General features: G+C 31.0%; 20 protein-coding genes and 5 tRNA genes. 24 read left to right on the top strand and 1 reads right to left on the bottom strand.

From position 1 onward, the window contains the following. Window positions 1-81: 81 nt before the first annotated feature. The 19 genes from L872_RS0102880 to L872_RS0102790 all read left to right on the top strand — a co-directional run bounded on the left by L872_RS0102880 (window position 82) and on the right by L872_RS0102790 (window position 15,108). Window positions 82-1,065 (top strand): alpha/beta hydrolase, encoded by a 984-nt coding sequence (locus tag L872_RS0102880; protein WP_036268868.1) that lies wholly within the window; start codon window positions 82-84, stop codon window positions 1,063-1,065. Window positions 1,066-1,358: 293 nt separating this feature from the next. After that, window positions 1,359-4,091, top strand: coding sequence for an isoleucine--tRNA ligase (gene ileS, locus L872_RS0102875; RefSeq protein ID WP_027063357.1), 2,733 nt, complete (start codon window positions 1,359-1,361; stop codon window positions 4,089-4,091). Between the two features lie 15 nt (window positions 4,092-4,106). After that, the gene (locus L872_RS0102870) at window positions 4,107-4,709 is read left to right on the top strand and encodes a signal peptidase II (RefSeq protein ID WP_027063356.1); all 603 of its coding nucleotides are present in this window, start codon (window positions 4,107-4,109) and stop codon (window positions 4,707-4,709) included. A gap of 1 nt (window position 4,710) precedes the next feature. Continuing rightward, on the top strand, window positions 4,711-5,637 hold the full coding sequence (locus L872_RS0102865) for an RluA family pseudouridine synthase (protein WP_027063355.1): 927 nt from the start codon (window positions 4,711-4,713) through the stop codon (window positions 5,635-5,637). Between the two features lies 1 nt (window position 5,638). Then, window positions 5,639-6,967 (top strand): rhomboid family protein, encoded by a 1,329-nt coding sequence (locus tag L872_RS0102860; RefSeq protein WP_027063354.1) that lies wholly within the window; start codon window positions 5,639-5,641, stop codon window positions 6,965-6,967. A gap of 58 nt (window positions 6,968-7,025) precedes the next feature. Then, the gene (locus L872_RS0102855; RefSeq protein WP_084340190.1) at window positions 7,026-7,469 is read left to right on the top strand and encodes a deoxycytidylate deaminase; all 444 of its coding nucleotides are present in this window, start codon (window positions 7,026-7,028) and stop codon (window positions 7,467-7,469) included. A gap of 169 nt (window positions 7,470-7,638) precedes the next feature. Further along, window positions 7,639-8,655, top strand: a complete 1,017-nt coding sequence (locus tag L872_RS04685; RefSeq protein WP_051418447.1) for an alpha/beta hydrolase — start codon at window positions 7,639-7,641, stop codon at window positions 8,653-8,655. Further along, a complete protein-coding gene (locus L872_RS04680; protein WP_051418446.1) occupies window positions 8,642-10,060 on the top strand; it encodes an amino acid permease in 1,419 nt (472 codons plus the stop codon). Before L872_RS04685 ends, L872_RS04680 begins: the two co-directional genes overlap by 14 nt. 107 nt (window positions 10,061-10,167) lie before the next feature. Beyond that, window positions 10,168-10,497: a holo-ACP synthase gene (locus L872_RS0102840; RefSeq protein ID WP_027063352.1), complete on the top strand. Its 330-nt coding sequence runs from the start codon at window positions 10,168-10,170 to the stop codon at window positions 10,495-10,497. Beyond that, the gene (locus L872_RS0102835) at window positions 10,490-10,972 is read left to right on the top strand and encodes a dihydrofolate reductase (RefSeq protein ID WP_027063351.1); all 483 of its coding nucleotides are present in this window, start codon (window positions 10,490-10,492) and stop codon (window positions 10,970-10,972) included. Before L872_RS0102840 ends, L872_RS0102835 begins: the two co-directional genes overlap by 8 nt. Before the next feature lies 1 nt (window position 10,973). Beyond that, the gene (locus L872_RS04675; protein WP_084340184.1) at window positions 10,974-12,026 is read left to right on the top strand and encodes a lysophospholipid acyltransferase family protein; all 1,053 of its coding nucleotides are present in this window, start codon (window positions 10,974-10,976) and stop codon (window positions 12,024-12,026) included. A 172-nt stretch (window positions 12,027-12,198) separates the two neighbouring features. Beyond that, window positions 12,199-12,274 (top strand) — tRNA-Thr (locus L872_RS0102825). A 10-nt stretch (window positions 12,275-12,284) separates the two neighbouring features. After that, window positions 12,285-12,368 (top strand) — tRNA-Tyr (locus tag L872_RS0102820). 9 nt (window positions 12,369-12,377) lie between these two features. Then, window positions 12,378-12,452, top strand: a tRNA-Gln gene (locus L872_RS0102815). A 9-nt stretch (window positions 12,453-12,461) separates the two neighbouring features. Further along, window positions 12,462-12,537 (top strand) — tRNA-Lys (locus L872_RS0102810). A 21-nt stretch (window positions 12,538-12,558) separates the two neighbouring features. Next, window positions 12,559-12,647: transfer RNA gene (locus tag L872_RS0102805), tRNA-Leu, on the top strand. Between the two features lie 128 nt (window positions 12,648-12,775). Further along, window positions 12,776-13,462, top strand: a complete 687-nt coding sequence (locus L872_RS0102800) for a hypothetical protein (protein WP_156923101.1) — start codon at window positions 12,776-12,778, stop codon at window positions 13,460-13,462. Window positions 13,463-13,487: 25 nt separating this feature from the next. Next, window positions 13,488-14,393, top strand: coding sequence for an ABC transporter ATP-binding protein (locus L872_RS0102795; protein ID WP_036268866.1), 906 nt, complete (start codon window positions 13,488-13,490; stop codon window positions 14,391-14,393). Continuing rightward, window positions 14,383-15,108 carry an ABC transporter permease subunit gene (locus tag L872_RS0102790; RefSeq protein WP_027063348.1) on the top strand — a complete coding sequence of 242 codons (726 nt, stop codon included), beginning with the start codon at window positions 14,383-14,385 and terminating at the stop codon, window positions 15,106-15,108. The genes L872_RS0102795 and L872_RS0102790 overlap by 11 nt, the downstream gene beginning before the upstream one ends. A 196-nt stretch (window positions 15,109-15,304) precedes the next feature. Here the strand turns inward: L872_RS0102790 and L872_RS0102785 are convergent, their stop codons facing one another. Further along, window positions 15,305-16,354, bottom strand: a complete 1,050-nt coding sequence (locus L872_RS0102785; protein WP_027063347.1) for a lipoprotein — start codon at window positions 16,352-16,354, stop codon at window positions 15,305-15,307. Window positions 16,355-16,708: 354 nt separating this feature from the next. Between L872_RS0102785 and rpmG the strand changes: the two genes are divergently transcribed. From rpmG to L872_RS0102760, 5 genes are all read left to right on the top strand, one after another. After that, the gene (gene rpmG, locus L872_RS0102780; protein ID WP_027063346.1) at window positions 16,709-16,852 is read left to right on the top strand and encodes a 50S ribosomal protein L33; all 144 of its coding nucleotides are present in this window, start codon (window positions 16,709-16,711) and stop codon (window positions 16,850-16,852) included. A gap of 154 nt (window positions 16,853-17,006) precedes the next feature. After that, window positions 17,007-18,083 (top strand): M24 family metallopeptidase, encoded by a 1,077-nt coding sequence (locus L872_RS0102775; protein WP_027063345.1) that lies wholly within the window; start codon window positions 17,007-17,009, stop codon window positions 18,081-18,083. Between the two features lie 15 nt (window positions 18,084-18,098). Then, a complete protein-coding gene (locus L872_RS0102770; protein ID WP_027063344.1) occupies window positions 18,099-18,764 on the top strand; it encodes a UTRA domain-containing protein in 666 nt (221 codons plus the stop codon). Window positions 18,765-18,861: 97 nt separating this feature from the next. Then, window positions 18,862-20,799, top strand: a complete 1,938-nt coding sequence (locus L872_RS0102765; protein ID WP_245576613.1) for a PTS transporter subunit EIIC — start codon at window positions 18,862-18,864, stop codon at window positions 20,797-20,799. Next, window positions 20,777-23,041, top strand: coding sequence for a TIM-barrel domain-containing protein (locus L872_RS0102760; RefSeq protein WP_027063342.1), 2,265 nt, complete (start codon window positions 20,777-20,779; stop codon window positions 23,039-23,041). The genes L872_RS0102765 and L872_RS0102760 overlap by 23 nt, the downstream gene beginning before the upstream one ends. Window positions 23,042-23,087: the final 46 nt, after the last annotated feature.

Here is a 23,087-nt window from a genome sequence, read left to right as displayed (position 1 = left end):
CAATCATTGAGAGTTTTTGTTTTTCCATTTTAATTTGCATTGAATGTTAATGATATAATACTAATATTGCAAGGAGTAGTTATGGGATATTCAAACTTAGCGAGAGCATTAATTTCTATGTGAAATTCACATTTTTCTAAAACAATATTTGAACGTCAAGATGGAACTAATTTAAAACTTAATATAATTAAACTGTTTGACCTTTCACCAATTACTCGTAATTCTAATAAAAAATTGGGAATTTTACAATATAAAACCCCCAATGCTAGTTTTATGGTTCCATCCAAAGATGGGACAAAAATTGCTGGAAGTATTTGATTAAATGATCTCCCATCAAACAAATGAATTATCGGAGTTCATGGTTTCAATTCTGATCGGTTTAGTGTCCTTTACTTAACCTGACATTATCGTGAATTAGGCTATAATGTTCTGACATTTGACTTTCGTAATCATGGTGGTAGTGAAGTTGACGTAGTTACTTGAGGTTATAAAGAAAAATGAGATTTAATGGCGGTAATTAACTGATTAATATCAAGTTATCGCGTTGAGGAAATGGGATTAGTTGGTACAAGTATGGGAGCATTCACAATTAATCACTTAGTTTTAACAGAACCTGAATTAATTAAGCAAGCAAACATTCGTTGAGCAATTGCCGATTCCGCATATATGTCAGTTCCAGAATTGTTAGAACGGATGATTAACAATAATGCCCCAAAAATGTTTGAAGGTTATGCTCGAGAAGTTTTAAAAGATATGATGGCAATCTATCGTGAAGAGTATGGAGTTAATTTGGAGCACTTAGCATTTTTAGATTTGGCAAAACCAGATGTTGACTATATTCCGGTAATGTACTTTCACAATCGGTATGATCGAATTACTGATCATTTAGATAGTTTTCGTATGTGCGATTTAAAAAATAATTTAGAAGATTCAAATCGTAATGAAATGGTGATTTATGATAAAGGTTACCATCACACAAAATCAATTATTGAGTTTGGGGAAAATTATCGTGAGATATCATTAAAGTTTGTTAAAAAAAATCAATTACCAGAAAAAAAGTCGTAATTAAATATTTTAAAATATTCAAAAATAACATATAATTTATTTATATATAAACGAAATAGACACGGTCATCATAAGATGTTACTAAGAGAGCTAGTGGTTGGTGGAAACTAGTTAACTATTATAATGATTATCACTATTTTTTAACAGAAAAGAAAAAAGTAATTTGAGTAGAATTCTGCGGTGGTCCCGTTAAAACCTAAAGATGATAAACAAGACAGTTTATTAATTAGGATGGTACCGCGGTTAATCGCTCCTTTTTATAGGAGCGATTTTATTTTATAGGAGAAAAAAAGATGGCAAATAAATATAAAGACACATTATTAATCGGGCAAACAAGTTTCGATATGCGTGCAGGGTTAAAAGATAAGGAACCAGTTTTTGAAAAATTCTGAGAAGAAAACCAAATTTATCAACAAAAGATAGCTTTAAATGAGGGCAAACCATTATTTATGCTTCATGATGGTCCCCCATATGCTAATGGAGATTTACATATTGGACATGCTTTAAACAAAACTTTAAAGGACATGATTATTCGTTGAAAAAACGCCAATGGTTATCAGGCACCATTTATTATGGGATGAGATACTCATGGATTACCAATTGAAACAGCAGTTACAAAAACTGGTGTTGATCGCAAAACTATGGACCCAGTAGCATTTCGTAAGTTGTGTGAAAAATATGCTTTACAACAAGTTGATAAACAAGCAACTCAATTTAAACGTTTGGGAATGTTTACCGATTATAATACTAAATATGTGACTTTGGACCATGACTTTGAAATCTCTGAATTACGTTTATTTCAGAAAATGTATCAAAAGGGATTAATCTATAAAGCGTTAAAACCAATTTATTGATCACCTTCAAGTGAATCAGCATTAGCAGAATCAGAAATTGAATATGCTGATATTAAGTCACCAACGATTTTTGTAGCTTGTGAAATCACAACTGGAAATCATCAAGTTGAAGCGGGAGTTAATTTAGTAATTTGAACAACAACTCCTTGAACAATTCCGTCAAATCAATTAATTGCTGTTGGCCAAGGAATGGACTATGTAATTGTACAACCAGCTAATGACCCTCGCCAATTTATTATTGCTGAATCATTAGTTAACTCAGTTAGTGAAGCAATTGGTTGAGAAGCAGTTGAAGTCTTAAAACACTTTAAAGGGTCTGAACTATTGGGATTAGAATATGCTCATCCACTATATCCTACAAAAATATCTCAAGTTGTTCATGGTGATCATGTAACAGCTGAGGCAGGAACAGGACTTGTTCATACTGCTGGGGGATTTGGAGAAGACGATTATGTCATTGTTAAGAAGCATGGTTTAGAACCATTTGCCCCAATTGACAATCAAGGAAAGTTTACTGAAGAAATTGCGCAACTTGATCCATCACTAGTTGGAAAGTTTTATGATGATACTAATAAAGAGATTGGGCAACGATTGGCAGCTTCTAAAAATTTATTAAAATTAAAATTCATTTCGCATTCATATCCACATGATTGAAGAACTAAAAAACCGGTGATCTATCGTTGTACTTTACAATGATTTGTTGGTTTAAAAAATGCTAAAGCAGAAATTTTACGTAATGTTGACCAAATTACAACTAACCCTAAATGAGCAAAACAACGTTTATATCAAGTTTTAGATGATCGTACTGATTGAACAATTTCTCGTCAACGTTTATGAGGAGTTCCAATCATTGGATTTTACAATAATCAAGATGAGTTAATTTTAGATAATGAAATTTTGGAATTCGCAATTAATAAAATTGCTGAATTGGGAACTAACTCATGATTTGAATTACCAGCAGACACGTTCTTACCGACTCAATGACAAAATCAAAATCTTCGTAAAGAAAAAGATATTTTGGATGTTTGATTTGACTCTGGGTCAAGTGCAATTGCCCTTCAAGATAGATTTCCAGAATATAAGTTACCATATGATATTTATCTTGAAGGTAATGATCAATATCGTGGATGATTTAATGCTTCAATGATTAACGCAACTGTTTTTGGTGGAGTTGCTCCATATAAAAAATTAGTTTCTCATGGAATGACAACCGATGAGAAGGGAAACAAAATGTCAAAATCATTGGGTAATGGAATTGATCCAATTGACTTTGCTAATGATTTAGGAGCTGATATTTTACGCTTATGAGTCGCATCAACAGATTATACTGATGATCAAAAAATTGGACCAGAAATTATTAAACAAGTTTCTGAAACATACCGTAAGTTTAGAAATACTATGCGATTTATTTTAGCTAATCTAGCTGATTTTGATAGTACAAAAGATTATCAAACAAATCTAACCGAAGTTGATCAATTTGCTCTACATAATTTAACTGAGTTTAAAACAAAAGTTATTGAAGCATATGAGAATCTTCAATACAATGTTGTTTACAATGCCACAATTAATTATGTAACTAAAGATTTGTCAGCATTTTATCTAGACTTCATTAAAGATATTTTATATGTTGACGCTCAAGATTCTTTAAGACGTCGTCAAGTTCAAACAGTATTATTTGAACAACTATGAGTTTTAATCGATACTTTAAGACCAATTTTAGTGCATACTATTGAAGAAGTTTATCAAGCATTGCCAATTGCTGATAAATTGGCATCAGTTCATTTATTAGATGTGCGTAACCAAGAGTTTAAACAATCAAGCGAATTTGTTGAAACATGAACAAAGGTTATGGAATTAAGAGATGATGTTAATAAAGCTCTAGAAATTGCTCGTGAAAGTAAAGTGATTAATAAGGCTTTCGAAGCAACTGTTGAAATCGGATTAAAACCACAATATGCAAATTTAGCAAAGATTGACAATTTGGCACAAATTTTTATTGTTAGTCAACTTAAGTTTGTTGAACCAACAAAAGATTTTAGTGAACAAAACTTGGCATTTGTAAATGTTAAATTACGTAATGGTGCTAAATGTGAGCGCTGTTGAGGAATTTTTGATGAATTAGTCAATCAAGAAGTTTGTCAACGTTGTTATGAAGTGGTCAATCTAAAATAATCAAAAGGAGATTATATGTGATTAGAATTAAGTCAAAATTTAAAAAATCGTGATTATCAATGAAAATTTAAGTTAATTGTATGTCTACCAATTTTTGTGATTTTAGTCGCTTTAGATTGAATTTCAAAAGCAATTGTTGTGGCAAAAATGGAACAATCAGGATCAGCGATTACCATTATTAAAAACTTTTTAGATTTTAAATTTATTATTAATATGGGATCTGCTGGAGGAGCTAATGCTGATAAACTAGGTTTGACTATTACCTTAGCGACTTTGTCAGCGCTAGTATTAATGATTGCCTTTGTATTTTTAACAGAACGTAAAATTTTGATAGCAATTACTATCATGTTAGCTGGAGCAATTGGTAATTTAGTGGCTCGTGCCTGAGCTCCACCTAATTTAGAAGGCCAATATGGTGGAGTTGTTGACTTTATTAGTGTGGCTTCATGATTACAATTACCGTGAGCTAAAGATGCTATTTTCAACTTAGCTGACATTTGAGTTAATATTGGAGTTGTCTGATTTATCATTGCAATTGTTATTGAGGGAGTCAAACAATTGAAAATTCACTTGGCAGCTAAAAAAACTAATCAATCAAATAAAGAAACAGAGGTTTAGAATGGAAAAACAAATTAGAATTATTGCTAAAGCTAAAAGCAATCGTTTAGATAAATATTTAGCAGAGGCTTTAAAAGAAGACCATGACCTTTCAAGAGCATTTATTCAAAAGTTAATTAAAGATCAAAATATTCAAATTAATGGAACAATTGCTGAATCTCAAAAAGTTAATATTGCTGAAAATGATGAAATCATCATTACAATTCCGGCTCCAAAGTCAACAGACGTTGTGGCAGAAAAAATTGATTTTGAAATTATTTATCAAGATCAGGATATTTTAGTAATCAATAAACCAAATAATATTGTGGTACATCCAGGAGCTGGAAACACAAGTGGAACTTTGGTTAACGGATTACTAGAAGCAATTGATGATTTATCATCAATTGGTGGAGTTGAACGCCCAGGAATTGTCCACCGTTTGGATCGTCAAACTACCGGATTATTAATTGTGGCTAAAAATGATAAAGCTCATAAGGCATTATCACAAATGTTGGTTGACCATGAAGTTTATAAAGAATATCAGGCTTTAGTATGAGGAGTAATTCCGGAAAATAAGGGAATTATTGATGCTCCAATTGGCCGTCATCAAAATGACCGTAAAAAAATGATGGTGACAAATAAAAATTCAAAGCATGCTAAAACTAATTTTGAAGTTATTGAACGTTTTGACAATGCAACTCTTGTACGTTGTTCAATTGAAACTGGAAGAACTCATCAAATTAGAGTTCATTTCAATTTTATTAAGTTTCCAGTAATGGGAGATCCGATGTATGGACGCTTAACAGATAAAGATACAAGTTGAGGACAATACCTACATGCATACAAATTAGTATTCAATCATCCAACTACAAATCAAAGAATGGAATTTATAGCTGAACTTCCGCAAGAATTTAATGATAAAATTAAAGAATTAAGGGGGGAAGCATAATATGGATTTTACTTATAGTGAAATTAAGTCAGGTTTGGTTAAATTTTTAACTAAAACTGAAAAATATAAGGCAATTAATTCGAAAGTAACTGATGGATTAGTTTTTCTAATTAACAAAAATCATGAGTACGGAATGGTTGTGATTAGTGAGTTTGATTTTGATTTGAAAACAAACTCAGAAGCAATGACAGTCATTAAAAAGGCAAAAATAAATGATCGTCATAAAGTTAAAATGTTAAAAATTATTATTAACAATGAAACACCAGAAGTTACTAAATTCGCTGATGAAGTTAAAGTAGTTACTAATCAGAGAATTCTTAAAGAAAATTTATTGGAGTTTTTCCCATCGATTAATTTAATTGAATTTACCAAAGCTAAAAAAGAAGTTGCTGCTGAACCAACTGTGGAAGATGAAAAAGCTAACCAAGAAACTTTAAATAAATTTGTAGCGGCGCTTAAAACCAATAAGGTTACTACTAGTTGAGTTATTTTATTCTTATTTGTAGTAACCCCAATTGTTTTATCATTAATTACAATTTTCACAGCCACAAGTGCTGAAGCTGCGGAGTTAAATGAACACTCAAAAGTAATCACATTAATTTTTGGAGGAACAACCTATTCCTTAACAATACTTGGTGGTCAATGATGAAGAATTTTCACATATGGTTTAGCACCGCATTCAGCCAATATTGTGATGATTATGCTATTTATTTTCTTTATTGGATCGACAATATTCTTAACGACTAAAATTACTGAAACACGCATGGGATCATATCGAATGATAGCAGCGTTTGTTCCAGCATATATCTTAACTGGATTTTTAGCTTCAACAACTTTACCTGCAACAATTACTGGAGGAATGCTACCAGTCTTGTCAATTATTTGTGGAATGTTATTGATGAATACTTCTGGTGATCGTACAATTACTGCAAAATTTTCAAAACTTAAGTCTGTTTGACCATTAGTGTTAATTATAATATTTTCTTTTGTAATGGGAAATGCTCAAGACTTTTTGGTTAATGGAGTAGCAATTGCTTTAGGGTCAGCCTTTTCGGGTTTAATTAAACCAAGAGATAAATATAATTGAACTCATGGAGTAATGGTAGCAATCATTGCTGCGGTATTAATTACGGGACTTGTATTTTTATTAATAGATAATTATATTCCCGCAGCAGATATTCGTGTTGCGTTGACATTAAAATACTACGCAAATCATAATATCTTTGGCGGAGTTGATGGAAATAACGCTATATTCAAACGTATTGGATGAAGAGTGTTTTTAGTATATGATGATAAAAATGTTCTTCAAATAAAAAGACTACCATTCTAGGAGGTAACCTAATATGTCAAATAAGAGAAAAGATTATCTATCATGAAAGCCTTATTTTATGACTGTTGCCAAAGCTAGCGCAATGCGCAGTAAAGATCCTTCAACTCAAGTTGGAGCTGTTATTGTTAATCAACTAAATCAAATTATTTCAACCGGGTATAATGGATTTCCTCGAGGAATCAATGATGATGAATTTCCCTGAATCAATACGGGAGAAGATTGAGGAAAGTTGAAATATCCTTATGTTGCTCATGCAGAACTAAATGCAATTGTAAGTGCACGAACAGACTTAACTGGATGTGATGTGTATGTAACTTTATTCCCTTGTAATGAATGTACTAAAATTATTATTCAAGCAGGAATTCAACGAATTTATTTTATTGATGATAAATATCATCATGAAAAAGAGTTTGTAGCATCACGAAAAATGTTAGATGCTGCAAAAATTTCTTATGAACAACTACCTGATTTAGAAATCAAAATTGAAGTTAGACAAAAATAAATGCCCTTTGGCATTTTTTTAATGCTTTTTTAATTAAATAAAATTCTAGAATCAAGAATAAATAATTATCGATAATGATATGATTATTTTGTATAAAGAATTGAATAAGAGTATTGATATCAGGGCTACTAAAAACTATAAAGTATGTTTATAAACTATAGGAGTTATTATGAAAGAAAATCGTTATTTGTATAATTTATCGATTATTGCTAAAACAATTTGAAATTATAAAACAATTAAATCTAAAGCACCAGCGAATTTTGAAAAGTATAAAGCTTTTTGCTATAACTATCCACGTAATGGCAAATGAATTAATGAAGATGGTACTGAAATTATTTCTAACAATTTACAATACCATCTTGATGATTTAAAAAGTAAATATATGAAGTTAGAAACTTTTAAAGAAGAAGATTTAGAAACAGTTGAATTAACAACTACTAAAGGGCCAGTTAGTATGTTAGTTGCCAAAAATTCGCAATCAAATAAGTGAGTGATTGGACTTCATGGATGAACTGAAGATAAATACTTAGCTTTAAGATTAGTTTTTCACTATTATCAACAAGGATACAATATTATCACCTTTGATGCATTTGCTCACGGATTAACTTATGGGGAAAAAACCGATATTGGAATGTCGTCAATTGAAATTCTTGATCGAATTATTGAATATATGCAAAAAACATATCATCCAGATTCAATTGGATTAATTGGCAATAGTATGGGTGCTTCAACAAGCGTCTTATATAGCCAAGTCGGAAAATATAATAAGTTGATTAATTGAGTTGTTGCTGACTGTGGATTTAGTTCGCTTAAACAACAATATCGTTATTTTATTGAAAATAACTTTTTCCATAATTCGTGATGAATTGAGGGATATCAGTTTACTAAGAAGTTCAGTAAAGAAACACGAACAAATCAAAATAAATATGATTTGAAAAAGCAAATGAAAAAATGCGTAGACATACCAATCTTTTTTATTCATGGGCAAAAAGATACTTTTGTGCCATGATGAATGAGTCAAGAAATGTATGATAAAAAACGTCAGTATGAAACTCGAGTGCAAAGTGAAATTTGAACTCCACCAGATGCAAATCATGTCGCGGTAATTGCCAAACATCATGAATTGTATAAAATGAAAACATTAAATTTTAGTAAAAAATGGGAGAACTCTAATGAGATTAAGTAAAAAATACGGTTTTTGAACTGTATTAGCATCAACCTTAACTGCGATTGTTGGATCAAGTATTATTATTTCTTTCAACATGGTCTTTAGTTTAGCAAATCAGAATCCAATTTTGATGATTTTGGCTTGAGTACTTGGAGCTTTAATTGTTATACCTGAAGCAATGATTATGATTGAACCTTCAATTGCCTATCAAGAAAGTGGAGGAGCTTATGCCTGAATTAAAAAGTGTAATTGAAAAATCTTAGCTTTTTGATTTGGTTGAGTTTTGGTGTTGTTCGTTTCAGCAACATCATTGGCTGGTTCTTGTTCAGCAATGGCGGGAATTGTTAGTGAGATATCAGGAATTAACAATATTTACTTTACGAAGTTTTTAGCAATTGCAATCTTAGTAAGTATGGGTGCAATTCAAATCTTAATTCGTAACAGTTCCAAATATACACAATTTATTTTCTTACTAGCTAAAGCCTTACCAATTTTATTAGTCTTTATTTTAGCAATTGTTTTTGGATCAAAAGATGGTCTATTAAGCAATGAAAATATTAATAAAGATCTAGGAAAAGCTTATGTATCAGCGGCATTATTAATTCCAGCAATTACATATACTGGATTTGCCTATTCAGGTCATGAATTTCCAACTTATATTACTGCAGAAATTGAAAATCCTAAACGTACTGTGCCATTAACAATTATTGGAGCAGTAGTTATTGTTTTAGTAATTTATGTTGCTTATGGAATTGCTTTATTGTCATTGGCTAAATCACCAGAAGATTTACCAATGACAGGTACATCATTAGGAAATTTAAATATCCCTGATTGGGCAAAACTGACTTTTAACATTATGGCAATATTTTTATTTATTGGTTCAATTAATGCTTTCTTAATGTTTCAATCACGTTTGATTCATAAACTAGCAGAGTCAGGAGATGCGCATGCAGTTTTTGGCAAAATATATTCAAAGTCTAATCAGCCATATATGGCAATTATTTTATTAAGCGCCATTGCAATTTTCTATATTATTTTCAATGATGTTACTCAAATTATTTCTTCGTTTGCCTTAGCAACAACTGTGTTAAAACTGTTGTTGGATGCATCGGTAATTAAGTTACGTTATTCTGATCGAAAATATACGCGAATTTATAATAATCTAACTTTCTGAATTTTTATGAGTTTGAGTATTATTACTGCAATAATAACTTTAGTTGGTTCAATTTATTTAATGGTAATTTATCCACTATACGAATGAGATCAATATCCAACAGTATTTTCAGCAATTTGAAGACCACTATTAATGATTGCAGTAGCAGCCGTAGTCTTCGGAATTGGGTTTTTCAAAGTTCGCTATGAAAATAAACGTCAATTGCATAATACTACCAAAGTTGTAGAAGTTGACAATAATCAAGGTTAATTCAAAAGTCTTAGTTTATCTAAGATTTTTTATTTTAATAATTAAAACAATCTAACAATAACTTATACTTTAGAAAGGTAAATGTTAAAATAATATTAGGTGAAAATATGATAAAAAAAATTGGAATTGATATTGTTGAAAATGCGCGTATTAAGCTGACACAAGCTTTTTTAGAAAAATTTTTATCAGCTGAGGAACTGCAAATGCTCAACAAGTTTGAAAGTGAACAACGAAAGTTGGAATTTGCAGCCGGCCGTTGAGCTGTTAAAGAAGCAATTATTAAAACATTGGATATTTGAATCTCACCGACCTTAATTAATATTGGTTATGATAATCAAACTCCAATAATTTTGACACCGGGATTACAATCAACTCATATTTCAATATCACATGAAACAAATTATGCAGTAGGAATGGCGGTTAGAGAAGATGATTAAACTAATTTGAGCTCAAACTGCAGATGGAGTAATTGGTAGCCAAAATCAATTACCCTGAAAAATTAAAGCCGAAATGGAACACTTTCGTAAAACAACTTTAAATCATGCTGTACTTATGGGTTCAGCAACATTTGTCGGAATGGGATATCGGGCACTAAAAGACCGCTTGAATTATGTTTTGACTCGTGATCCAAATCGATTTGAAAGTTATGCGAAGGAAAACTTGAGGTTTATTAAAGACTATCAACCTTTAATTGAAGAATACTTACATAACCCTAATAAAGACTTATATGTCATTGGAGGGGCTCAAGTATTTGAACTATTTTTTGATAATTGTGATGAATTATTATGTAGTATTATTAAAAAACCGTATTTAGGGGATGTATATATTCCACAATTCAATTACAATAAGTTTAGTAAGGTAAATCAAAATGAATATGAGGAATTTACCGTAGAAATATATAAGAGGGTATAAAATGGCAAAACAAGCTATTAGAGAAAATAATTTACAAGTTGGTAAAACAGAAAATGTTGAAGTAACAGCTACTGAATCAACACCAGTTGTTCAAAAAGAAACAAACGTAGTTGCAGCAACACCAACTACACAACCATCAACAACTAAAAATATTGATGATGAAGCTGGTAAACCAAAAGAGAAAAAGAATTTTAGTAAACCTAAAATGTTGTTTATGTGATGACCATTATGACGTATTTCTCGTAAGTCAAAAAAAATTGTCAAAAAAAATCGTAATGATCCAAACACATATTCCGAAGAGTATCGTTATCAATGAGTTAAAAAAGCAGTTAACAAAGTATTATTTACATTAAATGTTGATATTAAAATTGAAGGAATTGAAAATTGATTAGATCGTGGAGTGATTTTAGCGCCAAATCATCAGTCAAATATTGATCCAGCAATTTTAATTGCTATTAATGATTTTAGTCGTCAACAACCATTGGCATTTATTGCTAAAGAAGAATTATGAGATGACAAAAATTATGGAGCCTTTGTTCGTTTAATTGATTGTGTTCCATTAGATCGTCAAAGTCCTCGTTCAGCATTAGCTGCTTTCAAAGAAGCTAAAGATCTTGTAGTTGATTACAAACGTTCACTAGTAATTTTCCCGGAAGGAACTCGTAGTGGAACTCAAGAAATTGGAGAATTCCATGGGGCTGCTTTAAAAGTGGCACAAATGGCAAATGCTCCGGTTGTTCCAGTAACAATTATTAACTCTCATCAAGTTTTTGCTGAAGAACGTCCTAAACGTGTTGAAGTTAAAGTTGTTTTTGGTAAACCAATTATGCCAGCCAAACATATCTCTTTAAAAACAGAAGATTTAACAAAAAATGTTCGTAAAGAGGTAGTAGCTAATATGCAAAAATGAGAACATCAACCAATGCGTTATGAACTAAAAAAACTTTCTAAAAAAGATATTAAAGCCTTAGAAAAAGAAATTAAGGAAAAAGAAGAAGGTCAAAAAAATAAAAAGAAAAAATCAATTAAAGATCTTTTCAAAATCGTTGATTAAAATCAGCGATTTTTTTATTTTTTTATAAATTTAGTCTTGAATTATTAGCAAAAATAAATGATAATAAATAAGTAATTGGTTTTTCCAAATTATGTGAAAAAAGGTTGACAAAAGACGCGTACCTGATGTAAAATTATTTATGTCCTTGCTTTCAAGGAATCAGTAATTATTTGCTGACTTAGCTCAGCTGGTAGAGCAATTGACTAGTAATCAATAGGTCGAAGGTTCAAGTCCTTTAGTCAGCACCATTATAAATATGGAAGGGTAGCGAAGAGGCTAAACGCGGGTGGCTGTAACCCACTTCCTTTCGGTTCGGGGGTTCGAATCCCTCCCCTTCCACCATTTTTTTATTGGGCTATAGCCAAGCGGTAAGGCAAAGGACTTTGACTCCTTCATGCGCCGGTTCGAATCCTGCTAGCCCAACCACTTATTTTCGACTCGTTAGCTCAGCCGGTAGAGCAACTGGCTTTTAACCAGTGGGTCCGGGGTTCGAATCCCCGACGAGTCACCATTTTTATATTAGGATTTTTATCCCCAAGTGGCGGAACAGGTAGACGCATTGGACTTAAAATCCAACGGGCTTTATATCCCGTGCCGGTTCAAGTCCGGCCTTGGGGACCATCAGAAATTTAGAATAACCTTCGGGTTATTTTTTTTACGTTTGATTTAAGTTTATGCATTTAATTATAGTTGCTAAGGTATTTCTAAGTGGAATGTATTATAATTTATGAAATTACATAAGTGGGGTCATGATGAAAAAAGTAACCAGTTTAAAATTTATAATTCTTTTAGCATATTTTACTGTCTGTACTTCAATTTTGGCCAACATGTTTTTTAAAATAGTCTTACTAGAACAAAAAACTGAAATTATTTTAATTTGATTTCTTATTCAAGCTAATATAGGGTTTTTACTTTTGCAATTTAAGGGAATCTATGAAAATGGACAAACGATCTTTTCAACAGTTTCAACATATAATTTAAAAGCCAATTTTAAAATTGAAAATTTGCGAAAGATTTATATGATATCAATTCCATCTTTTTTATTATTGCAATGGCAAACAATTTTTTTAATGGAACAAAACGAAGCGAGAGTTGTCCAAAGATTGCTAAACTTAGAAACATTTGCCATTGTTTTTTCAACAGTTGTAGTAATGGGACTAATTATGGGATTGTTTATGCTGCTTTCAATCAAGCGAATGATTAAATCTCATATTAAAATGGTTTTTAAAAGTTTAACAAACGTTCAAATTAGGGCTCAAGAAAATACTCAAATGAGTTTATTTATTTTATTAGATTTAATAGCTACCCAAATTCGAATAGCGGTCCTAAATTGGCATCATCAAGATGTTATTTTGCCATTATTAGCTGATGAAAGTTTATTAAAACGGATTTATAAAAAACACCAAGCAGGAATTTTAGTAGAACAACCTTCATAGATATTTTGAAAACTATGGAGGGAAAATGAATACAAAACACCAAACACCGATTATTAAAATTAATAATCTATCAAAAAGATATCCGAATGGATATGGAATTTTTAATATTGATCTTTGTGTTAATCAAGGAGAAGTATTTGGCTATTTAGGTCCAAATGGGGCTGGGAAATCGACAACCATTAGAACAATTATGGGATATATCAAACCTGATGAGGGGAACTGTGAAGTTTTTGACTATAATAGTTGAAATGATGCAGCCATAATTCAAAGTCAGGTAGGATACTTACCAGGAGAAATTGCATTTCCAGAATTCATGACAGGAACTGAATTTATCAAACTAGTATTTAATTTAAGAAATCAATCTAATTGAAATGAAGTTGAAGATTTAATTAAATATTGAGAATTTGATCCGAATAAAAAAATTAAAAAAATGTCTAAAGGTATGAAGCAAAAGGTTGGGTTAATTATTGCCTTTATGCATCATCCTCGTTTAATTATCTTGGATGAACCGACAACTGGTTTAGATCCGCTAATGCAACAAAAATTTATTGATTTAGTTAATGAACGTAAACAACAAAAAACAACGTTCTTAATGAGTTCACATATATTTGAAGAAATTGAAAAAACTTGTGATAAGGTAGCAATTGTCAAAAGCGGACGAATTGTTTCCAATTTTGATTTAGCTAAACTACGTCAAGAAAATGAACGCTACTATACAGTTACTTTTAATACTAAAGAAATTTTGAAAACTTATAAGATTTTAAAACAAAGTAAAAATCAAGTAACATATAGTATCTTGCCCAACCAAGTTCCCCAATTCATTAAAGATTTAAATAACTATGACTTGGAAATGATTTCAGAAAATCCATTTTCACTAGAGAAGTATTTTATGAATTTCTATAAAGATGCAGGAGGACCAGATGTTAAATAAATATATTATTAAAAATACCTTTAAGGGTACATGATTAATGTGAGCGGTACTAACCTTGACTTCAACTGCTTTAATGACAATCTTTTTCTTCTTAGTAGAAGATGATCAAGTAAAAGTCGTTTTAGGAAAAATGTATTTTGGGTCAATAGGAATTGAAATTCCAATTATTTTTACCGCGATTGTAGGAAACAAAATTGTTGCTCGTGAAATTGAAAAGGGTTATATGGCTTATTATTTGTCAACACCATTATCAAGAACAAAAATTTTGGTATCAAAAGCGTTCGTATTCTTAATGCTAATTATTATGAGTGGAGTCGTTTACTTATGTGTTGGCTATGGATTGATTGCAATGACAGGGGCGAATCTAAGCTATGGCGATTGAACCTTATGAATGATTAATTTAACTCTACTATCAACAGTTTTTGCTGGAATTGCTTGAATCTTTTCATGTTTATTTAACAAGACAGGGTGATCAATTGTGTGTGGAGCAGGGATTCCCGCAGTCTTTTTTATTCTGACAACATTGTCAATGATTGAAACTTTGAATGTTGAGTTTTTAAAATACTTTTCGGTAATTACTTTATTTGATCCAATAAGTATTGTAGGAACAAAAGTCACAACGTGATTATTCCAAGATTTAGGTTTATTAATGATTACAGTTGGATTATTTGCGGGTGGAATTTATATCTTTAAGAATAAGGATTTACCATTGTAATAGACTAATTTTTATACAGAAGAACATCTAAAATAAAGTAGCTACAAACAATTTGTTACTTTAACTGGATGTTTTTTATATTCAAATCATCACCTAAATAGTTTTTTGTTTATAATGGTCGGTATAAAACTTTAATAACCATCAAAGCAAAGAAGTAATATAAAAAAATCAACTAATTTCTTAGTTGATTTAAAGATTATTTTTTAAAGTTATTTAAGTATTGGTTACTTAAACTGTATTGGTAAGGACGAGGCTTTGTTTGTTTATCCTTATCAAAATTTGAACTTCCTTCGTCTCAAGTTGTAAATACTGCTTTTCCAGTTGGATTAGCATTAAGGGTTGGAGAGCCATTATATAATAAATGATCTTCAATGTTAGAGTTAAGTTCTTTTTCAATTGCACTTAATAAATTAATTAATGATGTTTTTCGTTTTTCCTTAGCTTCTTCAATAGTACCAAGTGTTTCATCAATTGCTTTGCTATCACCTTGATTAAATTCATAGAATAATTCAAATCCATTAACAAATCCGGTAATAACACCATTTCTAATAGTTAAGAAAATTGGCCCTTTAGTATCTGTCAATGAAGCTAAAATTGTATTTACGTTTTCAGTCACTACCTTATTGTCAGCATTAGCATTAGAATTAGATGATAATAATGACTTAGCAATATTTTCTTCAATTACATCGCTAACAATTTTTTTCATTGGTTTGCTTGTTCAAAGCTGACTCATTTCATCTAAAATAATTGAATTAAAGGTTACCTTTTCTTCTAACTTGTCTTTTGTAACAACATATTTCTGGTCTTCATTAATTTTTGTTTTTTCTCAATAAGCTTTTTTCTTCTTAGGAGTTTGTTTTTTAACAGTTGCAGTACTTCAAGTTGTTGAATCGCTATAACCATTCTTAAGCGCTCCAGAAGCTGCTTTGATGTTTCAACCTAAATCCTCATTATCTGTACTTAAGTTTTTTAACCCAGTATTAAAGTCATGTCCAGTAGGATCTAAAAATTCTTCAACTGCTGCTTGAAACGAAAGTGAACTAGCATTATCTTTTGCTCCAATATAAATAACAGCAGAAGACCCTTTTGTAACTACTTCTCCAGTATCACCTTTATATTGAACTTTTGTTTCGTTAACTCAATTTTCAAAGTTATTGTAATTTGTTCAATTAGTACATGCGACAACAGCTAAACTAGCTGTCGCTGTTAAACTAACTGCTCCTAACAATGATAATAATTTTTTCATAAATCCTCCTTAAGTGACGATATAAATAATCTATATAATTTTACTATAAAAGCCCTAATAAAAATATAACTATTTATATTTATATCTATTTATAGGTTTTGGATTTTAAAAAAAGAAACACTTTTGCACGGGTGACTTAGAATAATCTCTTCTTAATAAAGATAGTTACTAACAACAAAGCAACTATCATTATTTCAATAATTTACTTTCTAAATTTTTTCTGAAACAAAAACTAGTTTTTATTGTATAATTGTTTAGGAATTGATATTATTTAAAGGCAAGCAAACTTTTCAAGAATGCTTATAGCAAAATATTTTAAAATAATATGATGAATTTAGAGAGGTGAATGTTAATATGCGCGAAAAATATATTTTACGTTGTACAGCATGTAAAAATGAAAATTACATCGGGAAAAACGATAAGAAAAAAGAAAAAATTGAAGCTTCAAAATACTGCTCAAACTGCAACAAACACGAAATTCATAAACAAAAAAAATAGTCTTTTTTAAAGATACAAATTATTCTCCACATATACAAAAGATAATCGAACATTATCGTTGATGTATAAGCGGAGATTTTTTTATTATCGATATTGAGTTGAAGACCGCGTTTTTATTCTATAATATAGTTAATACATTTAAAGGAGAACTATAATGACAAAATACGAAAAAATTATTAATTTATTAGATAGTAAACAAACGGATGCAATTATTTTATATGCTCCAGAAAATCGTTACTGATATTCACGTTTTCATTCATCATTAGGGTATCTAATTATTACCCGTAAAGGAGCCTACTTATTTTTAGATGGTCGTTATATCACTGCTGCTAAAAATAAAAGTGATTTGCAAAATGTTGATCATATTATTCACTTTGGGAAAAATGTTTGAACAGAAATGCAAAAAGTTTTAGATCAAGATCAAGTTAAAACTTTAGGATTTGAAGCTGATTGAGTAATTTATAACCAATATTTGGGGTTTAAAGATAAATTCACTAAACAAACTTTAGTTCCAATTGATTGTTCAATGCTAAGAATGGAAAAAGAAGCTTGGGAAATTGCTCAAATTAAAACCGCATGTGATATTACCAATACAGTTTTTCAGGAAGTTTTGCAATTTGTTAAACCAGGAATGACTGAGTTAGAATTAGCTCGTTTTGTTAGCGACCGCTTTTTTGCAAATGGTGCTGATAAATTAAGTTTTGATACTATTGTTGCAAGTGGAGTTAATGGAAGCATGCCACATGCTGTACCAACAGATAAAAAACTAGCAGTTGGAGAGTTAGTGACTTTAGATATGGGTTGCTTCTATAATGGTTATTGTTCTGATCAAACTCGTACATTTGCTATTGGAGAAATTACAGATCCTAAGTTACTAGATATTTATAAAACTGTTTATGAAGCCCAAAGTTTAGGAATTAGTTTAGTTAAGGCTAAACAAAATGCTGGAGATATTCATCGTGAAGTTGCTAAATTTATTGCTGATGCTGGGTATGAAGGTTACTTTGATCATGGTTTAGGACATGGTATCGGAGTAGAAATTCATGAGGAACCTTATGAAAATGGATTGTCACAAACAATTTTAGAAGCTAACATGACAATCACAGTTGAACCAGGAATTTACATTCCTGGAGTTGGGGGAGTTAGAATTGAAGATGACCTTTTAGTAACACCAGATGGATATGAAATGTTAACAACATCACCACGTGAATTAATTATTGTTAAGAATTAATCCTGAGAAGTTTCGATGTCACTTAGTGAAGAAATTTTTAGTTTAATATTGCAAGATATTAAACAATATCAATCTGGAGCCAAACTATTAAGTGAACAAATGTATGCGAAAAAATATTATACATCGCGACAAACAATTCGTCTTGTTCTTAAAAAACTTGAAGCGCAAAATATTATATTTTCAGTTAAAGGTAAAGGTTATTTTACTAATTCAAAAAGCCTTTGAAAGCGTACGATATCATTTAATCTCAAACACCAAAATACCAAGTCGGAATTATTAGTTAAAGACTTACCTCTAGATGAGTTTTTTGTTAAATCTTTTAATTGTGACCCTCAAAGTTTTAAATCAGTCATTAAGGTCCGTTATCGAAATGCGATTTTACATAAATATTCAATCATTTGAATCAATACTAAAATTGTAGGAGCATTAGATTATCACGCAATCGAAAGATCTGTTTTAGAATTTTTAGAAGACAAGCATCAAGTTTTAACATCAAGCGAAAAAAAACTGGTAATTACAAAAAGCAATGCCTTAGATGCGACTATTCTTAAAGTTAAAATTGACGAAAATATTCCTTGTAAGTATAGTATTTCGGTCAATGAGTATAATGAAATTATTGAGTGCTCAGTTGAAAAATATATTCCTGAGCAATTTGAATTAACAAGCAAAGAAGTGTTTTAGGCACTTTTTTTGTTTTTCTAACCTGTATGTACAACTCTTAAATAGCAAAAATCTGGTTTATTCTTTTGTTGATATTAAGTTATCAGAAAGGATGAAAATGAAAAAAATAGAAGTACCAGAAGTTGGTTCATTCAAAACCAAAAGTCAAAAACTCACCGCGATTTTTAAAAAAGGCAAGACCTCAAAAATGCATGAGTTTTTATCAAAGTTTGCTAAGGCCATTTTAACAATGATTGCTGTTTTACCAGCAGCAGGGTTACTAATCACTTTAGGAAAAATCATTGGTCCTTTGGGTCTGGGACAAATTGAAAGTGTGTCGGGGGTATTTTTAAAAATTGGTCAAGTTGTTGAAACAATTGGTTGAATACCATTTACTCACATGGGCCTATTGTTTGCCATTGCTATTGGTGGATCATGATCAAAAAATCAAGCAGGAGGAGCATTTGCTGGGGGACTAGGATACTTTGTTTTATTAGCAGTTGGTTCAACAATTTTTATTACCAAAACTGAAATTAATGCTAATGGAAACGAAGTTGAATATTTCATGAACTACATTATGGGTGGTAAGTGAATGCCAACAAATGATTTCTTTATTGCTCAATCAGGAGTTAAAGCATTGCGCTTTGATGCTCTGGGAGGAATCATTATGGGATTTGTGGGAGCATCAATCTTTAACAAATTCCATACTTTTAATAAATTACCTAATAGTTTAGCATTTTTTAATGGTCCACGATTTGTTCCATTTATGGTATTCATTTTAGCGTTACCGCTTGCTTGTTGTTTGACTATTTTATGACCAGCAGCACAAGTTGGAATTAACTCAATTGGAAAACAAATTGCCCAAAACAATGACCTGCCATTCGCTATGCCATTTGTTTATGGAACTTTAGAACGTTTATTATTACCATTTGGATTGCACCATATGATTACAATTCCTATGAACTATACTGCATTTGGAGGTAATCTTGATTATCTGTCACCAGAACAATTTGTTGATGCCTTGAAAGCTTCAACAATTGGAGACAAGGTGTTAGTTAATCAAATTGCTGAGTTCTTTTCAACATACTCAGGGAAGTTAACTGATTTAAGTGCTGAAGGTCAAGAAAAAATGTACTTCACTTGAGTTAGTGCTTTGGGGCATGTTAAAAATAATTGAGCTGGATTTGCTAGTTCACATCAAATTAATATTTCTACTGAAGAAATGTATAACTTGATTCTTGACACATTTGAACCGGTACGATTTAAAGCCGGGCAAATGATTACCTCAACCGGAAGTTTAGTTGGGGCAGGATTTGGAATGTTATATGCAATTCCTAAATCACATCGTGATCGCAACAAATCAATTTATGTATCAGGGGCATTAGCTTGTGCCTTAACAGGAGTTACTGAACCAATTGAATTTATCTTCATTTTCACAGCTCCATTCTTATATGTAGTACATGCTTTATTAACTGGAGTTGCCTTTGGTTTAGTAGATTTCATCCCAATGCGAATTCATGCTTTTGGAGGGATTGAAACAATCATTAAATATATTGGAATCACAGGACCAAGTTCTTTACCATCAGCTGGATTTAGAGCTAACTTGTGATATGACGGAATTTGATTTGTTTTAACAAGTGCGGTATTTGGAGGAATATACTTTGTAATCTTTAAATATATTACTAGAATTTTTAAACCTTCAATTCCGGGATTTGAAACTACTCCTCAAGATTCAAATTCTGCTAAAAGTTTACAAAAATCTTTAAAAAATGATGAGAATTTACAAATTGAAAAAATTATAAGTTTATTGGGAGGACTAAATAATATTGCGGAAGTTGATGCTTGCATGACACGATTACGTACTATTATTAAACAACCTGACAAAGTTGCTAATGACGAAATCTTTAAAGCAGAAACTGGAGCGATTGCTGTTGTTAAAAAAGGAAATTCTTGACAACTTGTTTATGGTGGTAAAAGTGATTTTTACAAACATAAAATTCTTGAGAAATTAGAGTCAAAGGAGCAAAAAGCAAATGAGTTGAACACGAAATCTTAAACCCAAAATGATGAATCATAGTTATCCAATTAAGCAACGTATTTTTGATCATAACTTTGAATATAGTATTGCTAGATATGTTTCTGATGTTTGAGAAAAGGAACGGGTTTTGTATATTGAAACCACGTTATCAAATTTTCAAAAGGCTACCCTAAAATTAAGTTTAACCAATATTGGGGTTATTCATCTTGAATATAGTTCAAAAGTTAAACCCCCAACTTTTGATGAATATTTAAATCAAGCAGTTACAACGGTACCTCTAAAGTATCAAAATACGGACCAAGAAATTATTGTTTCTTTACCAGAACAAGAAACTTTAGTTATTCATAAACAACCGTTTAAAATGGTACTTCTAGATCAAAGTGGACAACCTAAATTTCAAACTAATGATCGTAATGGTTATGAATTTTTAGATGATCATATTAATCCTGGCTTAGGCTTTAAAGTTCAAGAAACTAATTGTCGTCAGCCATTTATGTCGTTTTGAATTGAAAATGATGAAAAGATTTTCGGGTTGGGAGAAAAATTTCGCCCATTAGTTAAAAACGGAGTTGAAAGTGTAATTTACAATTCCGATAATTCTGTAGCAGCTAATCATGATCTAGCCTATAATGGATTACCACTAATATATTCAACAAAGAATTGAGGAGTGCTTTTAAATACCGGAAGTAAAACAACATTTGAGATTGGGTCACCCACAACAGATGCTTTATCATTTACAACTGATGATGAATATTTGGACTTGTACTTTTTTACAGGTGATAGTCTTAAAGCAATGATCAGTCAGTTCACAGAACTTACGGGAAAAATTAAAGGAGTTCCGGATAGTGCTTATGGAATTTGATTGAATCGTTTGTACTATCATAACTATAAAGAATTAACAGATGAAATTGAGAATGCAAGAAATTATCAATTTCCATTGGATGTGATTACTTTAGATCCAAAATGATTAAAGAATCGGTTTACAAAAAGTTGCAATTTCGAATACAACACTGATGCCTTTGGAGACTTTGAAGCATTGTTTACAAAAGTAGCTGAAAGTAATTTAGAAATGTGCTTTTGAATTAATCCCTATATTCAAGATGACAATTCAGCAACCTGAAAGTTTTTGCTAGATAACAACTTTTTAGTTAAAACTTCAAATGGAGAATTGGCTCATCCTTGAACAGGAACCGAAACTTATCAAGAAAATAATCACTTAATTGATTTTACAAATCCTCAAGCTTATTTATGATACAAAGAGCAACTGAAAAAGTTATTTAGTTTAGGTCTGCGTTATCTTAAACCTGATTATGGGGATGGATTACCTGAAGATGCCCTAATGTATAATGGCTTCACTGGTAAGGAATTTAAACAATATTATACATATCTTTATGTTAGATGTTGCCATGAAGCAAGTGAAGAGTACTTTGGGGCTGGTAAAACAATGGTTTTATGTCGTCCTGGATATATTGGAACGCAAAAATTTCCTGGTAAATGATCTGGAGATACAATTAGTAATTTTCGAGAATTAAAAATTCATTTAAATGCTGGATTGTCTTTAGGATTAGCAGGAGAAATAATGTGAGGAACTGATATTTCTGGATTCAAAAAAACTGCAGAGTTAACTGATGATTTATATATTCGTTGAACTCAAGTAGGGATGTTGACTCCGTTTAGTAGGTATCACAGTATTGGTAAAGGTGAACCTTGATATTTTTCTGATCAAGTTTTGGAAGTTGCTGTCAAGGCTGCAAAATTGAAAAAACAATTGCTACCGCATTACAAAATTTTTGAGCAAGTTGCGATTAAAACAGGATTGCCAATTATGCGTCCGCTAGTTTTAGAACATCAAACTGATCAAATCGCCACAACTATTGATGATCAGTTTTACCTAGGTGATAATTTGATGGTTGCTCCAATTTTAACAGCCAACACAACTCGCCGCCAAGTATACTTCCCTAAAGGAAAATGGCGAAATTTCTTTGACAAAACTCAAATATATTATGGTAATCAGGTTTACGAAATTGATTGCCCATTAACAGAAACATTAATTTTTATAAAAGATGGGAGTCTAATTGTGACTTTAGCAAATGGAGACTATCACTTTAACGCTTTAGATCACCAAAAGCTAATTATTAAGACTTTTGGTGAAACTATCGAGCAAGAGTATGAATTTTTCCTAAATAATAAAGTTCACAAAGTTATTGCTAAAGATAATCAAATTCAGGTTATTTCAGATTTAGACTTCTCTATTGAGTAATTTATAAGATTTAAATTCAACAAAACCAGAAAAACTCTGGTTTTTT

The organism is Mesoplasma seiffertii ATCC 49495 (assembly GCF_000518725.1).
Classification (GTDB): domain Bacteria; phylum Bacillota_I; class Bacilli_A; order Mycoplasmatales; family Mycoplasmataceae; genus Tullyiplasma; species Tullyiplasma seiffertii.
The sequence above is the reverse complement of the archived record's forward strand: the minus strand, read 5'-3'. Positions and strand labels throughout refer to the sequence as shown.